Genomic DNA, 19,629 nt, shown 5'->3' on the forward strand with positions numbered 1-19,629 from the left:
GAATTGAAAGGCTCACAGGTTAACTCAGTGATTTACGAATATTACCAACGGAAAATTGAAACGAAAACCAAGAAACAAGCTCTAGGCGCTGTTATGAACAAGCTATTACGTATCATATTCTCGGTATTGAAGAGTAAACAGTCATTCCGTTTGATTACCCCTGAGCAACAAGTTGAAATGTATCAAAAAATCCTACAAAAAGCGGCCTAACGAAGAAGAAAAACCAAAACATTACCTATTCCCTTCTCAAATATTGTTCGGTATTGGGAAAGGTTTGTTTCCCTATGCGTAATTTTCTTTAAACAAAAAATCCAGAAAAAGACTTGACATTAATTAGCTGGTCTGTGACCCCCCCCCGTGACACCCCTTAGTCTAGTTGCCGCATCAAAAATTCTTGGTATTCCTACAAATCCTTTTCAAATTAATCATGTTTTAGGACTATCAAATACATCTAATCTGGATACTATAAATATTTTGCGAGGTGCGAAATATCTTGGACTTAAAGCAAAAGAAACGCAAGCCTCATTAGAAAGATTAATGTGAAGCAAGGGGAAGCAAGGGGAAGCAAGGGGACGGGGGAAGCAAGGGGACGTACATTTTGCTTCTCGTTAATTGACTGGATAAAGCGGGAAGATACAACGGATATTTTGCCCAAAGACTCGAAAAATTGTTGAAAGAATTTTTGCTGTTCCGGCAGAAGAAATGAAAGAGTCATGGGGATGAGGGTGGTGACAATGAAATGAGGATGTCAGCAACCCTGTCCACGTGACACCTAAGCAATTAGAACTCTGTTAATAAATGGAAGCAAGATAAACGTCCCTCTGCTTCTCTAATTCTAAAACAAGATATGTCGACACTCTCGTCCCTTTGACACCCCCTAATTTCTTCAATTAACAAATCAAATATTATTATCTTCAGCAATCCCTTTCAGAAGGATAAATTATCCACATATAGAAGTTATAGTAAATATTACGTGTGGAGGGGATATAATGCATATAAAATTACCTCTTTTATCCTTAGGCTTGATCCTTATTCTTTTACTATCAGGCACATGTTTTGCAGCGCCAGAGAAACCGATTGGTGACATTACGAGTACTCAGCAAGTCATTGACAAATTGTTTTCAGGTAGAACACTTGATCCAATAGAGGGTATCTGGGTTAGAGACGAAAACCGTGTAATTGCTATAGTTAAATCTTCTGTAGCCTATCCTGATGAAAAAATACAAAAATATGATTATTTGGCCATCAAAGTTTCAGGGAAGTGGCAATCCATGGGCGGGGTTTGGTCTGGGTTCACCCGAACCGAGTATAACTTTTCTTTTAAAGGGGGGAATGTATATTGGAAGTTATTGTCCCAAAACTTATTGGAACAAGGAATAGAATATAATTATCCAGTTACTCCTAGTGAAACATTTGTACGTATATATCCAAATCAATAAGGAAAGTGTCAGGGGACAGGGTTATTGGCATTTAATTCTAAAACAAGAACATGTCGACAACCCCGTCCCCTTGACAATTCCCAACGGAAGATTGAAACCAAAACTAAGAAACAAGCTTTAGGAGCTGTCATGAATAAGCTTTTACGCATTATATTTTCGATATTAAAAAGTCAAAAGCCCTTCCGCTTGATATCTCCTGAACAACAAGTTGAAATGTATCAAAAGAACCTAAAAAAAGCAGCTTAAGATATCTTAAAATTGAACATTGCAACTGTCCTTTTTTAACATTGTTCGCGTTTGGAAAGGGCTTGTTTGCTATACTCATTTATTCTGAAGAAAAACTGCAACTTAAAGCTTGACATTAATTAGCTGGTCTCTGACATTGTTCCCCAGACATCATATCTCGCCGTTACACTTTTAGCGTTGATATTGAGGGGAAGTTTTAGCGTTGTTTCGGGCGGCTATGATATAATTAATAGACTTTTGGGCTAAAAGACGAATTAAGAGGCGATGTCATGAAAGAAATGAGTTTAGAAGAATTATGGCAGCTTTATCCTATTATTCTTAAAGACCATAACCCAAATTATCAATCGTGGTACGCCGAGGAAAAGCAGCGGCTACTTCACATCCTGCATGACTACGATATTTGTCGTATCAATCATATAGGAAGCACGTCTGTTGAAGGACTTATTGCGAAACCAACCATTGATATTCTATTGGAATTACCTAAATACTATGCTGTGAATGACATTGCTCAGCTGTTGCAGAATGATGATTGGATTCTAATGCAAAAAGATGATAAACAAAGAACGCTTGATCTGGGAAAGGGATATACGCCCAACGGCTTTGCGGAAAAGGTATACCATCTTCATGTAAAACCGTTGGGAGATTGGAACGAACTTTATTTTAGAGACTATCTGCGACAATACCCTAATGTTGCACGGCAATACGAGGCGTTGAAGCTGGGTCTTAAAGAGCGGTTTGAACATGACCGTGATGCCTATACCTATGCAAAGTCGGATTTTGTTATGGAACAATCTCAAAAGGCTAAATTGGAATTTGCAGGACGTTATTTGCCACCTGAACACTAATTCGCCTTTCAAGCAGTAGGCGCCCTAATCCTGTTCTTTGGAGAGGTCGGGGGCGCGCAGCTCCGAAAAACTTCCGATAACCGTTTAGCAAAAAAGAAAAACGAAGAGAAACTCCTGCTGGATTTGTATTAATTTGGCAGGAGTTTGGTTTTGTACAGCAAATTAAGCAACAGAGGAGACTTAGGGACGGTGTTTTTGTCTTTGCTGAAATTAAAAGTCGGAAGAGGACGCAACCACCGTCCCCGCGTCCGTCTTCAATCGAGAACTAATGACTACGCAGGGACAAGGGGACGCAGGTTCCGTCTTAGGGTATACTTCACTATTTCTTTTTCGTTCAGCATTTTTACCAGAGTACATTTCGTGAGAATCATACTACTCAAGGTATTTTTCTGAAAGACACTACCACCGTCCCTTGTCTTATGTGGAATGTATTGGATATAGTTTGCAGCAGGGCCTGGCACAGTGAAAACATAGATAAAAGAATGTCAATAACCCCGTCCCCTGGCACCCTGATTTTTTTTGCTTTGGGGTCAGGATTGAATTATTAACGAATGTTCATTAATTAGAGCGAGAAATTTGGTATAAATCAGTAAAATAAAATAAGTCAAGCCTGACCCCAAGTTCCCCTTCCAAGTTCCCCTTCCAAGTTCCCCTTCCAAGTTCCCCTTCCAAGTTCCCCTTCCAAGTTCCCCTAAAATATTAGATAAGTGTAGTAATTAGGCCGGGTATCCATCAAAAAATGGTATTATTATAGATATTTCGGTAAAATAGATGTAAAATAAAGGGAGTGTTTATACGCTTTTAAATTAGTGAGGTAATAAAGAATGATTGAAAGTCAGGATAGTTTAGCATACGCAGCCCCTATTAGCTTACTTAAAGATGATTTCAAAAACTTGAGACCAAATTACAGGGATGCGTTTATGCGCGATCGCGATAGAATAATGTATAGCAAACCTTTTAGACGGTTAGCTGGTAAGACTCAAGTTTATGCAGCTGGTTACGACGACCATGCACGCAATAGACTGACTCATTCGCTGGAAGTTGCTCAAATCGCGAAAACGATCGCTGTCGCATTAAAACTGGATGTAAACCTGGTAGAGGCAATAGCTTTGGGGCATGACTTAGGGCACACACCGTTTGGACATGCAGGTGAATGGCAATTAAACGAAATACTCAATTATAAAAATGAAAAATTAAACAAAAAACTTGCAATCGGACCTTATCTAAGTGAACAAGTCATAGAAGAGTATAGAGGGTTCAAACATAACTTGCAAGGAGTACGCATAATCGTCGATCTTGAAGGAAATAAGCTGTTAGGAATTAATAAAATAACGCCATACACGTTGGCGGGTATTTGGTTTCATAGTGACAGTCCCCGTGATCCGAAGAAGCATTCTTATTATAATAAATATGAAACTAACTTAAAGCTTGATTTATTTCCACTTGCTTGGAGTTTAGAGGGATTGGTAGTAGCTAAGGCAGACGAAATTGCCCAAAGACATCATGACATTGAAGATGCAATTGTCTGCCACTTCCTTAGCCCCACCGATGTTATAGGATATCTTGAGGAGCTTTTCAATAATCCTGAAATTAAAGGAAGCAACATATATCAAGAAAGAATCTATAGATTCACCGAGCTTAAGAATATTGGAAGTAGCAGTAACTTTTCAAAAGATGAATTTTTATATGCATTGTCTGGTTTTATCGTTGATTTATTGGTCAGTGACTTGGTCGAAAACACAACAACAAAACTTAAAATAAATAACTTTCGCTCAAGCGAAGTTATTCCAAAAATCACCGATATTAGTGAAGCAAGACAGTTTGTTGAGTTTTCGGCTCCAATCAACAGGATGGACAAGGAACTTCATAAGAAGCTAAAAAAGGTGGTACTTAATTCTCGTGGAGTTCAGCGTATGGATAGTAAAGGGAAGTTTATTATACGCCGATTATGCGAAGCCTATGTGACAGCTCCTCAGCAAATGCCGGACAAAACCATATTCGCCGTATTTAGAGAATATATTCGCAATCAGCGGTACATGATTGATAGAGAAATAAACTATGTTAAAAGTAAAGAAGGTCATATAATACCTATCAGCAACAATTACATTATGAGTATTGATGAATTGCAGAGGCTTAGTAAGCCCACTGAGAGAATATCGACGTTACAATACCAAAGGAACCTACTTTCTGGAATTTATGAGCAAAGTTACTCAATCTTTGCTAGCACTGCTGATGCGAGGGAAGCCCTGGATTACTGCTTGAAAGGGGATCGAAGCGACGGAGACCCAATAGAGCCATCACTGAAGAGTTCTGAAGGGCCTCGAAAACTAATCTTCAACACACTATTGTTTAAGCTGTCTTTATTAAGAGTAGTTTGTGACTATATTGCAGGCATGACAGATTCCTATGCGGAAGAAGAATATAGGAAGTTATACGTAATCGCCCCTGATATATTAGGATAATTTAAAATTAGAAAAATTTAAATTCTAGACAGGCTAGAAAGATGGTAAGTTAATATAATAACCCTGTAATTCCAGATGGAAAAAGATGTTGAAGGATTGATGGATAGTGTCAGGTAAGCTTATTCGCTTATTTTTAGCAGACGGCCAGCCTAACGGACTTAGAACAGTTGAAATTTCCAATATGACTATACATGGAACGATATTTCCTCGTACACAGCTTGATAAATTTATTACCAGAGATTCCTCAACTAAGCCTGGAGTCTATATGCTGCTAGGCCCAGATGTAGAGAATCCGGAGCAAAATGTTTTATATGTCGGCGAAGGTGACCCTGTATTACCGAGACTGAAAAGTCATGCGAGTAATAAAGACTTTTGGACCGAGGCTATTGTCTTTTCCTCCAAAGATGACTATTTAACTAAAACACAGATAAAGTACCTTGAAGCAGAAATATATGCTCTCGCGAAAGAGGCATACCGAGTCAAACTGGATAATTCACAGGTACCTACGCGGCCGAACATATCCGAGGTTGATAGAGCAGAAGTAATCCAATTCCTAGAGGCAATTAAACTAGTATTACTGGCGCTGGGAATTGACATTTTAGAGCCGCGGACCTTAGCCGAAACTAGCACAGTTTCTTCTGAAAAGATATTTGAGTTAACCCCCAAAAATGCTTTTGCTAAAATGGCCATTATTAATAATAAATACGTTGTTTTAAAGGGATCTACCGCGGTATTAGATAATAGACCTTCTATTCCTTCTTTTATCATAAAACTTCGCCAGGATTTAGTCGCTACCGGAATAATGGCAGATAACGGTGATGGGCTCTATGCTTTTACACAAGATGCTACTTTTAATAGCCCGAGTTATGCGGCAGCCGCTATAGTTGGGGGCGCTGCTAACGGTAGAAAACTGTGGAAGTGGGAAGGTAAGACCCTGAAAGAATTAGATAAAGAAGCTACTGATAGAGAGAGTGATGATTAGCTTCTAATCACTCTTAGTGGCTGTCGCTATTCATACTAGTTAAAAAAACTATTTTTTAGGCTTTCTGCTAACGGCGTGCAGAAAGCCTAATTTATTTCTGGGCAAAACCATCTAGAAGACGTACTACTCTTCTACCTGTAATCAGTAAAATTTGGAGTGTTCGTCAAAAAACAAGTACGTCTTTCTTCAGCTTACAGGATTTTACTATATGAGAATCGAAATATTATACAATTCCAGCAATCATTATGTAGTATAAGGGGTATTTCTATGGAAAACGTCGCTCAAATTGAGAAGAAACTGTGGGAAGCGGCTGATTATTTGCGGGCCAATTCCAAACTGACATCTACAGAATATTATATGCCTGTTTTAGGGCTTATCTTTTTGCGTCATGCCTATAACCGTTTTCTTAAGGCCGAGGACGAAATTAAGCAGCATTTGCCCAGTCGGGGTGGTGTGACACGTGCCATTACCAAAGACGATTTTGTCAGTAAAGGGGCGCTGTTTCTTAGAGAACATGCCAAATTTGACTATCTGCTTAATCTGTCGGCAGATAATGATAAAGGACAGGCCATCAGTAAAGCGATGGAAGCCATTGAAGAAGACTATGAGGCCTTAAAAGGCGTTTTGCCTAAGGAATATCATATCTTTGACAACGACTTATTAACAAACCTATTAAAAGTATTTAACAATAAGGCTTTGCAGACGGCCAATGGGGATGTATTCGGGCGTATCTATGAATACTTCCTCATGAACTTTGCCATAGAGGGAGCGCAGGATAAAGGCGAGTTTTTCACGCCGGTGTCGCTTGTAGAAACCATCGTGAATATTATTGAGCCGGATCATGGCATGGTGCTTGATCCGGCTTGCGGTTCAGGCGGCATGTTTGTGCAGACAAGCCACTTCCTGGAGGAGTCAGGGCGTAAAGCGTATCAGGCAGTCACCTTCTACGGTCAGGAAAAGACGGAAACTACCATTCGTCTGGCCAAGATGAATCTAGCCGTACATGGCCTGGAAGGGAATATTGTTGAAGGAAATACCTTTTATGACGATAAACACGAGCTTTTTAGTAAGTGTGACTTTGTTATGGCTAATCCGCCGTTCAATGTGGATAAGGTAGACTCGGAGAAAATCAAAGGTGATGTCCGGCTGCCGTTTGGTTTACCTGGGGTCAACAAGGAGAAACAAGTCAGTAACGGCAACTATTTGTGGATTTCTTTCTTCTATAGTTATCTCAATGACAAGGGCAGAGCTGGGTTTGTCATGTCGTCCCAGGCTTCAAGTGCCGGTAATCAGGACAAAGAGGTGCGGCGCAAGCTGATTGAAACCGGACACGTGGATGTCATGGTTGCCATTGGTTCCAACTTCTTCTATACCCGCACGGTGCCTTGCGAACTGTGGTTTTTTGATAAGGCCAAGCCCGAAGAGCGGAAAGACAAGGTGCTCATGCTGGATGCACGGGGCATTTACCGTAAAGTGACCCGTACCATTAATGATTTTTCGCCTGAGCAGTTGAAAAATCTCACGGCAATTACCTGGTTGTACCGTGGACATACTACCGGCTATTTGGCACTTATTAAGCAATATTATGCCTCAATATCGAAAGAAGCAGCATTGTTACCAGGGCGTATGGATGAGTTTTCGGCAATGTTGGCAAAGTATGCGGAAAAACTGGACGAGTTCTTGCACTGGGTTCTAACCAGCAACCTAGACGCTGCCTTGCAACAGTCCTACCAAGAAGCTGTGGGGGAAGCGCAGGCGGCGGTAGAAAGATACCGGCAGGACTGGGCAACGCTTGAGGAAAAGTTAGCTATCTGGCTGAAGAATTACGCTGTATTGCCTGAAACGAATCAGGAACACCAGGCAGCAAGCGATGCCTTTGCGCCTCTAGCGGCTGAGCTTAAAGCCCTGAGAAAAGAACTGGATGCTGCCGTTAAGGCCCTCCTACGGGTATCCGATGTGGTCGAAAAAGAGCTGGATGCCAAGAAGCAGCCAACCTGGGACGGTCGGGAGATGAACCGGTTAGGCAAAGAGCTGGACGCCCTACGGCAGGTGGCTAACGAACAGCTTAAGCTGCCACGGTATTTCTATAAACAGATTCACTGGCTGCAAAGCCGCTTCCCCGATGCCGTGCTGGTCGATGTTCCCGGTCTGGTCAAACTGGCTGATCGGAGCGAAATTGAGCAGAAAGATTGGAGCCTGACGCCAGGGCGGTATGTGGGGGTAGCACCGCAGGAAATGGATGAGGATTTTGATTTTGAACAGGCCATGCGAGATATTCATGTAGAATTGGCAGGCTGGAATGAGGAAGCGGTCAAGCTGGGCAAAGAGATACAAGCCAACTTTGAGGAGTTGGGGATATGAGTTGGGCGTTAGATTCAAAATTGGGAAAGAGAGGAAAACTATCGGACCTAATATTTTTTCAAAGAGGATTTGATATTACAAAAGCTCAGCAAACGCATGGTCCCTACCCGGTGGTATCGTCTTCAGGTATTACTAGTTATCACAAAGACTATATGGTCAATGGCCCTGGTGTAATTATCGGAAGAAAAGGAACTCTAGGAACCGTATACTTTTGTACTAATAATTATTGGCCCCATGATACTACTCTCTGGAGTAAGGATTTTAGAGGAAATGACCCCAAGTTTGTGTACTATTTTTTACATACAATAGATATGAAAAACTACAATGTAGGTGGGGCGAACCCTACTTTGAACAGAAATCATATTCATGAAATCGAGGTTTTTATTCCAAAGTTGTCAAAACAGCATAAAATAGCCTCCATCCTTTCCGCCTATGACGACCTCATTGAAACCAACTTCCGCCGTATCGCCCTGCTGGAAGAGGCAGCACGGTTGTTATACCAAGAATGGTTTGTGCGCCTGCGGTTTCCGGGTTATGAGCATACCCGGATTGCGGACGGTGTGCCGGAGGGGTGGGAGGTTGCAACGGCATTTGATGCAATAGATGTGTTAAGCGGCGGAACTCCTAAAACAGATAATCCGAGTTATTGGAATGGTGATATACCATTCTTCACACCCAAAGACGCAGCATCAGCATTCTATGTTACACAAACTGAAAAGTCTATAACCGAGGACGGTTTAAGAAAGTGCAATAGTAAGCTTTATCCCAAAGACACATTATTCATTACTGCCAGAGGTACTGTTGGAAAGCTTAATTTGGCCCAACTGCCTATGGCAATGAATCAATCTTGCTATGCGTTGCGTGGTAAAGGAAATATATCTCAATATTATCTATATTGTGCATTGAAGGCTTCCATCGAACAGTTTCATAAGAGAGCTGCGGGAGCAGTTTTTGATGCTATTGTCGTCGATACCTTTAAAATGATTCCTTTTACTATTCCAAATAGTGGGCTGATAGATAAATTTAATGATGCTGTACTGCCTATGTTTAAACAAACAGAAGTTTTAATACTACAAAACCAAAAACTCAAACAAGCCCGCGACCTACTCCTACCAAAACTCATGAGCGGTGAGGTGACAGTATGAGCGGTTTATTAACCGAGGACAAGCTAGTACAAGAAACAGTAGCTAACTATTTCCGCGATGAGCTCAAGTGGGAGTCAGTTTACGCCTATAATACCGAGATGCTAGGCGCAGCAGGGACGCTGGGGCGAAAGTCAGAAAAAGAAGTGGTGCTGGAGCGCTATCTTCGCCAGGCGCTTACCCGTTTTAACCCCGGTCTGCCTGCTGAGGCGTATTATGGCGCCGTGCGGCAGCTTGTTGAGACCATGGCGTCCAAGTTACCACTGCAGATCAATCAGGAAAAGTATGAGTTATTCTTGAACGGCGTTAAGGTGTCTTTTCGGAATGCTAAGGGCAAGGTAGAGGAACGGCGGCTCAAGGTTTTTGACTTTAAAACAGCGGAAAACAATCACTTTCTGGTGGTGCGGGAGCTGTGGGTGCAGGGCAGTCCCTACCGGCGGCGGCCGGACATTATTGGATTTGTTAATGGTATCCCATTGCTCTTTATTGAGCTCAAAAATGTCCATAAAGATATCCGCCGCGCCTATGATGGCAATTTCAGCGATTATAAGGATACCATCCCTCATATTTTCCACCACAATGCGCTGGTGGTGTTGTCCAACGGCGACGAAGGCAAGGTGGGAACGATATCTAGTAAATACGAACATTTTCATGAATGGAAACGGTTAGAGGAAGAACGGCTAGGAGCCGTCAACCTGGAAACCTTGCTCAAGGGTATGTGTTCGAAAGAGAATTTCCTGGATATCCTTGAAAATTTTATTTTGTTTGATGATAGCTCAGGCAAGCTGATAAAAATACTGGCCCGCAATCATCAGTTTCTGGGAGTCAATAAGGCCGTGGAGGCAGTGCGCCAACGCCAGTACAAGAACGGACAGCTTGGCGTGTTTTGGCATACCCAGGGTAGCGGGAAATCGTATTCCATGGTGCTGTTTACGCGCAAGGTGCATCGCAAGCTGGAGGGCAACTTTACTTTTCTAGTAATCACTGACCGGGATGATCTGGACTCGCAGATTTATAAGACCTTTGCCGGCACTGGTGCAGTCAATGATGAGAAATGCCGGGCGGCAGGAGGCAAGCATCTTAGAGAGCTGCTGCGGGAAGACCACCCTTATGTATTTACCATGATTCATAAGTTTAATCAGGAGGTTAGCCCTGATAGTCCTTATTCTACGCGGAATGACATTATTGTTGTCTCCGATGAGGCCCACCGCACTCAGTATGGGCGGCTGGCACTCAATATGCGCAATGCGCTGCCGAATGCGCATTATATTGGCTTTACCGGTACGCCTTTATTTAAGAATGATGAGATTACCAAGCGGCTATTTGGTGAGTATTTATCCACCTATGATTTTCAACGGGCGGTCGATGACGGGGCCACTGTGCCGCTGTATTATGATAGCCGCGGCGAAAAACTAGGAATTACTACCGAAGAAATTAATGAAAAGATTGCCGCCAAGCTGGAGGAAGCCGAACTTGATGCTGATCAAGAGGCGCGGCTGGAAAAAGAGCTTGCTAGGGAATATCACATCATTACCGCTGGCAAGAGGCTTGATGCCATTGCTCGCGACTTTGTCGAGCATTACACGACCCGTTGGGAAACCGGTAAGGCCATGCTTGTCTGCATTGACAAGATTACAGCTGTACGTATGTATAATCTGATACAGTTCTATTGGCAAGAACGCGCCACTGCTTTGGCCAAGCAGGTCGACACCTGTTTTGACGAGCAGGAGATGACTTTTTGTCAGCGGAAACTAGCCTGGCTGAAGGAAACCGAGATAGCGGTTGTTGTCAGTGAAGAACAAGGCGAAGTTCAGAAATTTCGGGATTGGGACCTTGACATTGTTCCGCATCGGGAAAAGATGAAAAAGGGCTATGAGACAGCAGACGGCAAACGTATGGATATGGAGACCGCGTTTAAAGCGCCTGCGCATCCTTTCCGGGTAGCTATCGTTTGTGCTATGTGGCTTACCGGTTTTGATGTGCCGAGTTTAGCTACTCTATATCTGGATAAGCCGCTCAAAGCACATACGCTGATGCAGACCATTGCCAGGGCCAACCGGGTATATGAGGGGAAGAATAACGGGCTGATTGTAGACTATTGCGGTATTCTGAAACAACTCCGCCAGGCGCTAGCAACTTTCGCAGTTGGTGGCGACACTGGAGGCGGAGGAATTGTTCCTGTTAAGCCTGATGAGGAATTATTGGGTGAACTGGCAGAAGCCATTGATCTGGTTAGAGTTTATTTGACAGAACAGGGCACTAGCTTGCTTGCTGTTATGAAGAAAAACGGATTTGAAAAAATCGCTGCCATCAATCAGGTGAAAGATTCCATCAACCAAAATGATGAGTCACGGAAACGGTTTGAGGTATTGGCCCGGGAGGTTTTTAAAAAGTTCAAGGCTTGTCTGACTATCAATGCAGTAAACAAGTATCAAGAAGCCTATGCAGCCATTGATATTGTTTACAAGAAGCTGCGAGAGGGGCGCGACAAAGCCGACATTAGCGATATTCTGCGGCAATTGCAGGGTATTGTTGATGAGGCAGTACAACCGGCAGGTATTCGTGAAGAGGATTCCAAGTTGTATGATATCAGCCATATTGACTTTGACCTCTTACGCAAGGAGTTCAAAAAGGTTAAGCATAAGAACACCCTGGTCCAAGATCTCAAAGAAGCGATAGAAAAACGACTGGCATACATGCTACAGTGCAATCCTGGGCGCATTGATTTCTGTGATAAGTATCAGAAAATTATTGATGAATATAACAAGGAAAAGGACCGGGCAACCATTGAGGCTACTTTCGAAGCTATTATGAAGTTTTGCGCTGATCTTGACGATGAGGACAAGCGTGGTGTTCGGGAAGGTCTTGATGATGAGCATCTGGCTTTGTTTGATTTATTGGTATCGGGTAAGGATTTGACGCCGCAGCAGCGAAACGGGATTAAGCAAGTTGGAGCCCTACTGTTAAAAAGGCTAAAAGATGAAAAACTGCGAGTAGAGCATTGGCGCGATAAGGAAACCGCCAAAGCAGCGGTAAAAACCTATATTTATGATTTTCTCTATGATGAAAAGACTGGTCTGCCAACCGACTCGTTCACAGAAGAAGATGTCCAAGTAAAAGCATGGATGATATACGAGCATATTTATCAGCAATACCCGGACCTGGATCATAGTGTTTATGCGGGTTACGGTCAGTACGCTTAGTTAACTGAAGCGGGCGCATCGGCGCCTGCTTTTGTCAATGTCTGAATAAGGTATAAGGAAAATGTCAGGGGACTGGGTTATTGACACCATTGACTTTGCTTTTATCAGAGCTATTCAAACGAGAACTAATGACTACTACAAATAAACCCTAAAATGCGGTACTGCAAAAGCGAAAAATTCACCGCCAAAAAACAAATCTTGGCCGAAAGTGCAGCACCATTGACTCCATCGCCAAAGCCAACCGTGCCATGGGGACGGGGATATTGACAGGTTCTTAATTTAGAATAGATTGTCAATAACTCCGTCCCCGTGACATGCCGTTGAGTCGGAGAATCGTCTCCTACGACAACCCCGCCCACTAGACATGCAAAATTGGGGGATTGCAATGATTTTTACGTTTAACGCACGAGGAAATATATTTTGGGAAGTGATGACAGATAGGTTTTCACTTAGCCCTAGTGATGTATACCAAGAAATATCGCATTTTTTTCCAGTAATGAAAACAATGTTACGCTCCAAAAGAATCAATTATGATGATTTGAAAAATTGTTTAACACCTCAACTTCACAAAAAAGAATTATTACTTGTTTTCGATAGTACAAAAATTGATCGTAGTTGGTATGCGCAGGATGTTTGGGATAAAATTTTACCTCTATTTACATCCGATAGCAGCCATAGTGTTTTAACCGGAGATTATATTGATATTATTTCTAATCAAAGTCTTTTACACAATATTTTATTAGAAGAGCTCGAAGTAATACATGAGTGTAAATTTCAGCACAGCAGTCAATTTTTTTGTGTTTATATTAATAATTTAGCAGATACAGTGATGGATAATATAGTTAATATGTTAGAAGGCTATGAGCCGTTCTTTGGATTTGTAGATATGACATTTAGTTCCGGATTAAAAGAATATATATCACATATTCTTGGGTCAACATTTATAAAGCATAAGAAGAAGATAATAATGTCCCATGGACCTGACCCGGACAATATTCAGAATGAAAATTTCTTGGGATATGCTTTTGAAGAAAACGGTTTTGAATGTTATAGTTTACCAGACATTGCTTATAATACTTTTTTATCATATAAAATTGAACGAAACGTAATTAAAGGATTTGAAAGAGATAATACATTTGGTTTAAACACAATAACCGCTGATATTCATGACTTGAATGATTTAAATGTACTTGTTGAAGATAAAAAATTAGAATATCTATTGAGTGAAAAAACAGGGAAATTTAAAAAAGCAAACTTAATTGATATTACTAAAGATGAATTAGAACTGTTAATACAAGAAAAAATTAAGGAAAACTATCTATTCAATTTGGTTTATCTTGAACAACATCATACTTATAAATTTAATTTGGCTCTAGAATTTGAAGCGGATGATCGGGATTTAAAGGTGAAAATGATTTTGGCATTTGAGTATTTGTCTAATGAAAAGTTGCTAAGATTAATTACTATGTATTAATTTGTTTTACACATAAATTTTAGATATCTAATGATGATCTGTGAATGGGGCTCTTGTTTGGTCAGATGAGGAAAAGGTGTGTGCATAAAATGTATCTGCAAAAGCTGACAATTAGAAATTATCGATGTTTTGATGACCAAGGAATTCAAATATATTTTAAGCCTGATATAAATGTAATTATTGGTGAAAACAACATTGGAAAAACGGCCACTATTGATGCATTGAGATTGGCTTTCTCTCTAGGGGGCGGTCGGAGAGAGCTCTATGTTACGCCTCAGGATTTTTACATAAATACAATAGGTGAACCGGCAAACGTAATTACGCTTGACCTAACATTTGCGGCTCTATCAGAAAAAGAACAGGCTACATTTTACGAAACCGTTAGTTATAAAGGAAGCGGAAATTACCGCACAATTGCACATTCGTTATGAACGTGATGTAAAGTTGCAAGGCGTAGAACGGATTAAGACAACCGTCTGGGGAGGAGAGCTTGAAGGGCAAAGTATTAGTTTTCAAGTTTTAGAACTTTTAAATCACGTGTTTCTAGGGGCTTTACGCGATGCAGAAAGTGATCTGAGACCGGGAAAGGGAAATCGGTTGGGGCAACTGCTACGAAAAGTAGTAGCCGGTGATGATGATAAACGGTCTATTCTTGAGCATGTTAAACAAGCAAATCGGAAAATAATCCAAGAAAGTCCAGTAATAAAGACCGGAGAGATAATCAATGGAAACCTGAAAGAAATTGAGAAACGGAGACTAAAGCAGAATGTACAAATTGGTCTTATGCCACCCGATTTTAATAAAATCGCGGATTCTCTCCAAACACTTTTAGTTACAGGCAAGAAGTCTCTTAAGCTGCAATTCGATGAGAGTGAATGGAAGTACCTCACAACTAAATACCATGTAAAAGAATGCCCTATTGAAAATTTGAACGGAAAAGTATTAATAAACCTAACTGATGTATCGAGCGAATTAGTTGGTCAGGATTTTTATAACGTTCTGCTAGAACATGCCAATTTTACCTTTGATCTTCATCAAAACGGACTTGGTTATAATAATATCATTTATATAGCCACAGTTTTAGGAGATTTAATTGAACGAAAAAATATTGAATCTTACACATACAATGCGTTACTTATAGAAGAGCCAGAGGCACATTTGCACCCTCAATTACAAGATCTGCTCTTTAACTTCTTTACAAATCGATTACAAAATGGGACAGACGATTCGCCGATACAACTGTTTATTACATCACATTCACCAACGTTAACATCCAAGGCACAAATCGACAATATAATGGTCTTTCATGAGGATCGTTTGGGAAATGTAGCAGTAACTTCACTGTCAAATTGTCCACTAAATAATGATGAGAAGGCAGATCTAAAACGATACCTTGATGTAACAAAATCACAGTTGTTTTTTTCGAAGGCTGTCATACTTGTGGAAGGTATATCGGAGGCCTTATTACTACCTGTTCTTGCCCAGAGATTAGGATGTCCGCTAGATGAAAATGCTGTTGAAATTGTGAATATTGATGGAGTTGCTTTTGAGCCATTTATAAAATTATTTAACGCAAATGAAAAAGATAATAGGATCGATATTCCTTGTATTGTTGTTACGGATGATGATCGATGTACAGATGATAACGATGACGATACTAATGAGGAGAAGGGCTCGGAAATAAATGGAGTAAAGCTTACTGGAGATGATTTAAAGCTTAAAAAGGCTGACATTAAGACTGTTATGGAAAAATTTAGGATTGGAATACCATCGGATAGAGCAACCAAAGTAAAAGGATGTGAATCCAAGTTTGTTACGGTCAGTACTGCTTTTAAAACATTTGAATATGAATTAGCGAAAGCTTCAAACAACAACATTGACGTGATAATGAAAGTTCTTGCTGTTATGCAACCTAAAAATCATACATGGATATTGAAGAAAATAAAGGAAAAAGTCTTATCAGAAGAGGAAGCGGCCATTTTAATTTGGTTAGCAGTTCGCAAAGAGAAAGGTATATTTGCTCAGAAGTTAGCAGTAAAAATGGAAGAAGTTGATGAAAAGGGAGCGGCCAAGTATAAATTTATAATTCCAACCTATTTGCAAGAAGTCTTTAAGAAAGCTTGCCCAATGCAAATAGAAGGTGTGGAGGATATACCGTGCTGACGACTTTATCTATACAACAAAGAACGGTAATTGACTCTACGGGGAAAAATATTTTGAAAGCCTGCCCTGGTAGTGGGAAAACCTATACAGTAGCATGTAAAATGGCATACCTGATAAGTTCATGGTCTCAAACGAATGCTGGCATTGCCGCTTTGTCTTTCACTAATGTGGCTAGTGAAGAGATAATATTAAAGTTAGCGAAACACTCGATCGTGCCTAGTTACCCTCATTTTTTTGGGACAATTGATAGTTTTGTTAACAAGTGGATTTTTCTTCCTTACGGACATTTAGTTATGAAATGTAAATCGCGTCCGAATATAGTTGGATTAAGTGAAGCTGGGTGGGAACTCCCTCTGGTATGGAGCTGGGGAAAAGCTCACAATCAATGTTATAAAAAAAGATGTAATCTATTGGATTTTACTTATAATGAAGATGGAGAACTTATCAATACTGATCCCTTATTCAGTAAAGACGCGTGCCCATATAAAATGGCACGATGTATAGAGTTAAAAATGCAATTTGTTAAGGCCGGGTTGGCTACTCAATCAGATGCAGCTTACTGGTCAATGCAAATATTAAATGACTATCCAGTATTGGCCAAAGCTTTAGTGAAGCGATTCCCGACATTAATTATTGACGAAGCCCAGGATACCAGCCAAGTTCAGATGAAATTGATAGACCTGCTTATTCAAAACGGTTTAGAAGAGATTACGTTGATTGGTGATCCAGATCAGGCAATATATGAGTGGAGAAATGCTGATCCCGAAATATTCTTAAATAAGTATATCAACAACGAGTGGAACTCCCTAGAGCTAACTGAGAACAGGCGAAGTTCGCAACTTATTTGTAATGCTACGCATCCTTTTTCATCATTAAAGGAACCGACTGTTGCTGTAGGGAATACAAGTGATTCCAAAACCAGGCCTATATTGTTGATGTATAAAGCTGGGGCAGACGAGGAGCTTCTTAAAGATAAATTAAAGGAAATTTGTAACGAAACCTCAATCGAGGTTTCCCCTGATTTGATTGCTATCTTATGTCGGGGAAATTCTATGCTACGTAAAATCTTAAAAGTTGAACCTGACTTTAATCCCTGGAATGACGAGATTACTAGATATTTTGCACAGGCGACGTATTATCGAGATATAAAAAATTACAAAGCTGCAATGCGTTCCACAGATACTGCTCTACGAAAAATTTATTACGGAAGTAACGCTCATCGAGTAAACTATGTAGAGACGGAAATTGCTAAGAGTATCGGATTAGAAGCTTGGCGTATCAGGTGCTGGAGTATTCTAAAAAATGCACCAGTAACAACAATGTCTATTGAAATGTGGAAAAGCCAGACTCAGACATTGTTAAATAAAGTGCTTGCGAGAACAGTAAATTTAAGTTATAAAAAGACAACTCCAGTAACAAGAAGTGTGGCATCATTTTTTGTAAAAAATCGATCTGAAGATATTTTGGTCGAAACTATTCACGCTGCAAAAGGGAAAACCTATGACGCTGTAATGGTGGCTCTTTCTAATAGGGGCAAGGCAACTGTAAAACAAATTGCATCCTTGACATCAGCTGATGAAGAATTAAGAAATGTATATGTAGCCATGACAAGGCCTCGAAAGCTCTTAGTAGTTGCAATTCCTGATAATACTTCGGAAGAATATTTATTGCGATTTCCAAAGGGGATATGGGAATATAGGGCGATTAGAAGCAAAAGTGATTAATCTTATTGAAGTATGGGGAGAAGAAAATAACAACGTTTTATCAGAAATGAGCCAGGTGATGGTTCTCTGATTTACTCACGTTTGCCAAAAGGGCGGATTTGCAAAGTCACGGATCGCATCCCACCATGCAATAATCCTGGAAAAGCCACACAACCATGTAATAACTGTTTCTCAATGCTTGTAGGAGTATGGTGGGAAAATAAGCGAGTCAAGCTTGTAAACAGTCTTTTAATATCTCATCGGTGCCGTGTGTGTAAGTCCTTATTTTTGCGGACCGATTTGCGGACCGATTTGCGGACCGATTCACATTAATACGACCTGGATTTATTGGACAAAATGGAAAGAGGGATCTGCTGAATCCCCGGATTAACTGGATCTTTTCATATAGCCTAGATTGCTAAAAACGCAAATTTTCCAATTCCCAAGCCGTGGGTCACCAGTTTGAATCCTATTATGTTTTCGCAAAATCAAGCTATTAATTTTTTAGATAAAAAACGAGCAAAAAATCATTGTGATTTTTTGCTCGTTTTTATTTTGTTTTCAAAATAATAGATCAATCATTCATGCCTTTTTTCGCCGGTACTATCTCTGTTTATACTATTACTTAACATAATTACCGACGAGTTGTCCAAAATAGTCTTAATCGTACCCAATAAAATCGCCTGTTTATCAGATGAAAGGGAATCAAAAATTTGCAGTAGTTTTTTGCGTTTAGAAAATATGGGGACAGGTTCTTTGTTTCATGGGTAGATTTAATACTTTTGAAACAACGTGCCTGTCCCCGAGTTTTGAGTTTTCTTCTGAGTTTTTATCCTACCTGGATATACTCTCCAAAAGCTTTTTGAAATTGGTCCAACTACAAATGGTGCAATTCTTGTTATTTAGCAATTGTTTTAACGTGCTAGTCATTTCAATCAATAATATCATTCTAAAGTTTCTAAAAATTTTGTAATTAGTTCCCGTTGCTGCGAAGTCAGGTTTTTGCTTGCTGCAAGCAATTTTTTAAATTCTGGTTCTAATTCTGGAGCATCTTCACGGAAGAAACCGGCAAGAGAAATATCAAGACATGTACAGATTGAATCTAAAGTTTCTAATGAGCATTTTTTGTTGCCATTTTCTATTCCAGATATAAAACTTTGTGCAACTCCTATTTGGTCAGCAAGCATTGATGCTGTAATGTTTTTAGATTTTCGGATTTCCTTGATCCTATTCCCGATATTAATCATATATGTATTCCTCCGCAAAAATTAAGATTGATCTTACAAGTAAAAAAGAATAATTTTTTTCACCTATAGGATATAAGATACCTTGACGTAATAACCTATAGGTGATATTATTTAAAGGAAATCATAACTTGGAGGTGATGAAATGAATAGACAATTTATATATTTACAGTCAAATATGGAATTATTCAAAAGCTATCAGCAGCACCGCACATAAAGTGGGTAAGAGAATCAGTTGAAAATTTGGTGTAAATTTGGACAAGCAGCATTTATCGCGGCCAAGCAACATGCTGCTTAGTTTAGTACGCCCTAACGACATTTTAACAATTTTATTATACTGTATCTGCCAAAAAACGTAAACTTAT

12 protein-coding genes and 1 pseudogene are annotated in these 19,629 nt (G+C 40.2%); 12 read left to right on the top strand and 1 reads right to left on the bottom strand.

All coding sequences use genetic code 11. From position 1 onward, the window contains the following. The 12 genes and pseudogenes from B9A22_RS25900 to B9A22_RS23345 all read left to right on the top strand — a co-directional run. A pseudogene (locus B9A22_RS25900) lies at positions 1-210 on the top strand (hypothetical protein); the annotation flags it as partial. Between the two features lie 779 nt (positions 211-989). Continuing rightward, positions 990-1,439, top strand: a complete 450-nt coding sequence (locus B9A22_RS23290; protein WP_084578336.1) for a hypothetical protein — start codon at positions 990-992, stop codon at positions 1,437-1,439. A 515-nt stretch (positions 1,440-1,954) separates the two neighbouring features. Further along, the gene (locus B9A22_RS23300; RefSeq protein WP_217806038.1) at positions 1,955-2,530 is read left to right on the top strand and encodes a GrpB family protein; all 576 of its coding nucleotides are present in this window, start codon (positions 1,955-1,957) and stop codon (positions 2,528-2,530) included. Between the two features lie 824 nt (positions 2,531-3,354). Further along, positions 3,355-4,992, top strand: a complete 1,638-nt coding sequence (locus B9A22_RS25905; RefSeq protein ID WP_084578338.1) for a deoxyguanosinetriphosphate triphosphohydrolase family protein — start codon at positions 3,355-3,357, stop codon at positions 4,990-4,992. A 106-nt stretch (positions 4,993-5,098) separates the two neighbouring features. Further along, entirely contained in the window at positions 5,099-5,974 is an 876-nt protein-coding gene (locus B9A22_RS23310; RefSeq protein WP_084578339.1) for a GIY-YIG nuclease family protein, read from the top strand. A 267-nt stretch (positions 5,975-6,241) separates the two neighbouring features. Then, entirely contained in the window at positions 6,242-8,335 is a 2,094-nt protein-coding gene (locus tag B9A22_RS23315; RefSeq protein ID WP_084578340.1) for a type I restriction-modification system subunit M, read from the top strand. After that, on the top strand, positions 8,332-9,480 hold the full coding sequence (locus B9A22_RS23320; protein ID WP_084578341.1) for a restriction endonuclease subunit S: 1,149 nt from the start codon (positions 8,332-8,334) through the stop codon (positions 9,478-9,480). Before B9A22_RS23315 ends, B9A22_RS23320 begins: the two co-directional genes overlap by 4 nt. Continuing rightward, positions 9,477-12,680 carry a type I restriction endonuclease subunit R gene (locus B9A22_RS23325; protein WP_084578342.1) on the top strand — a complete coding sequence of 1,068 codons (3,204 nt, stop codon included), beginning with the start codon at positions 9,477-9,479 and terminating at the stop codon, positions 12,678-12,680. The genes B9A22_RS23320 and B9A22_RS23325 overlap by 4 nt, the downstream gene beginning before the upstream one ends. A gap of 364 nt (positions 12,681-13,044) precedes the next feature. After that, positions 13,045-14,154, top strand: a complete 1,110-nt coding sequence (locus B9A22_RS23330) for a hypothetical protein (RefSeq protein ID WP_139796362.1) — start codon at positions 13,045-13,047, stop codon at positions 14,152-14,154. Between the two features lie 89 nt (positions 14,155-14,243). Continuing rightward, a complete protein-coding gene (locus tag B9A22_RS23335) occupies positions 14,244-14,585 on the top strand; it encodes an ATP-dependent nuclease (protein ID WP_245824118.1) in 342 nt (113 codons plus the stop codon). Beyond that, positions 14,569-16,317 (top strand): ATP-dependent nuclease, encoded by a 1,749-nt coding sequence (locus tag B9A22_RS23340; RefSeq protein WP_176215662.1) that lies wholly within the window; start codon positions 14,569-14,571, stop codon positions 16,315-16,317. Before B9A22_RS23335 ends, B9A22_RS23340 begins: the two co-directional genes overlap by 17 nt. Further along, positions 16,311-18,041 carry an ATP-dependent helicase gene (locus tag B9A22_RS23345; RefSeq protein ID WP_176215663.1) on the top strand — a complete coding sequence of 577 codons (1,731 nt, stop codon included), beginning with the start codon at positions 16,311-16,313 and terminating at the stop codon, positions 18,039-18,041. Before B9A22_RS23340 ends, B9A22_RS23345 begins: the two co-directional genes overlap by 7 nt. A 923-nt stretch (positions 18,042-18,964) precedes the next feature. Here the strand turns inward: B9A22_RS23345 and B9A22_RS23350 are convergent. After that, entirely contained in the window at positions 18,965-19,267 is a 303-nt protein-coding gene (locus B9A22_RS23350; RefSeq protein WP_084578347.1) for a helix-turn-helix domain-containing protein, read from the bottom strand. Positions 19,268-19,629: the final 362 nt, after the last annotated feature.

Origin of the sequence: Sporomusa malonica, assembly GCF_900176355.1 — a bacterium.
In the GTDB taxonomy this organism is placed as follows: domain Bacteria; phylum Bacillota; class Negativicutes; order Sporomusales; family Sporomusaceae; genus Sporomusa; species Sporomusa malonica.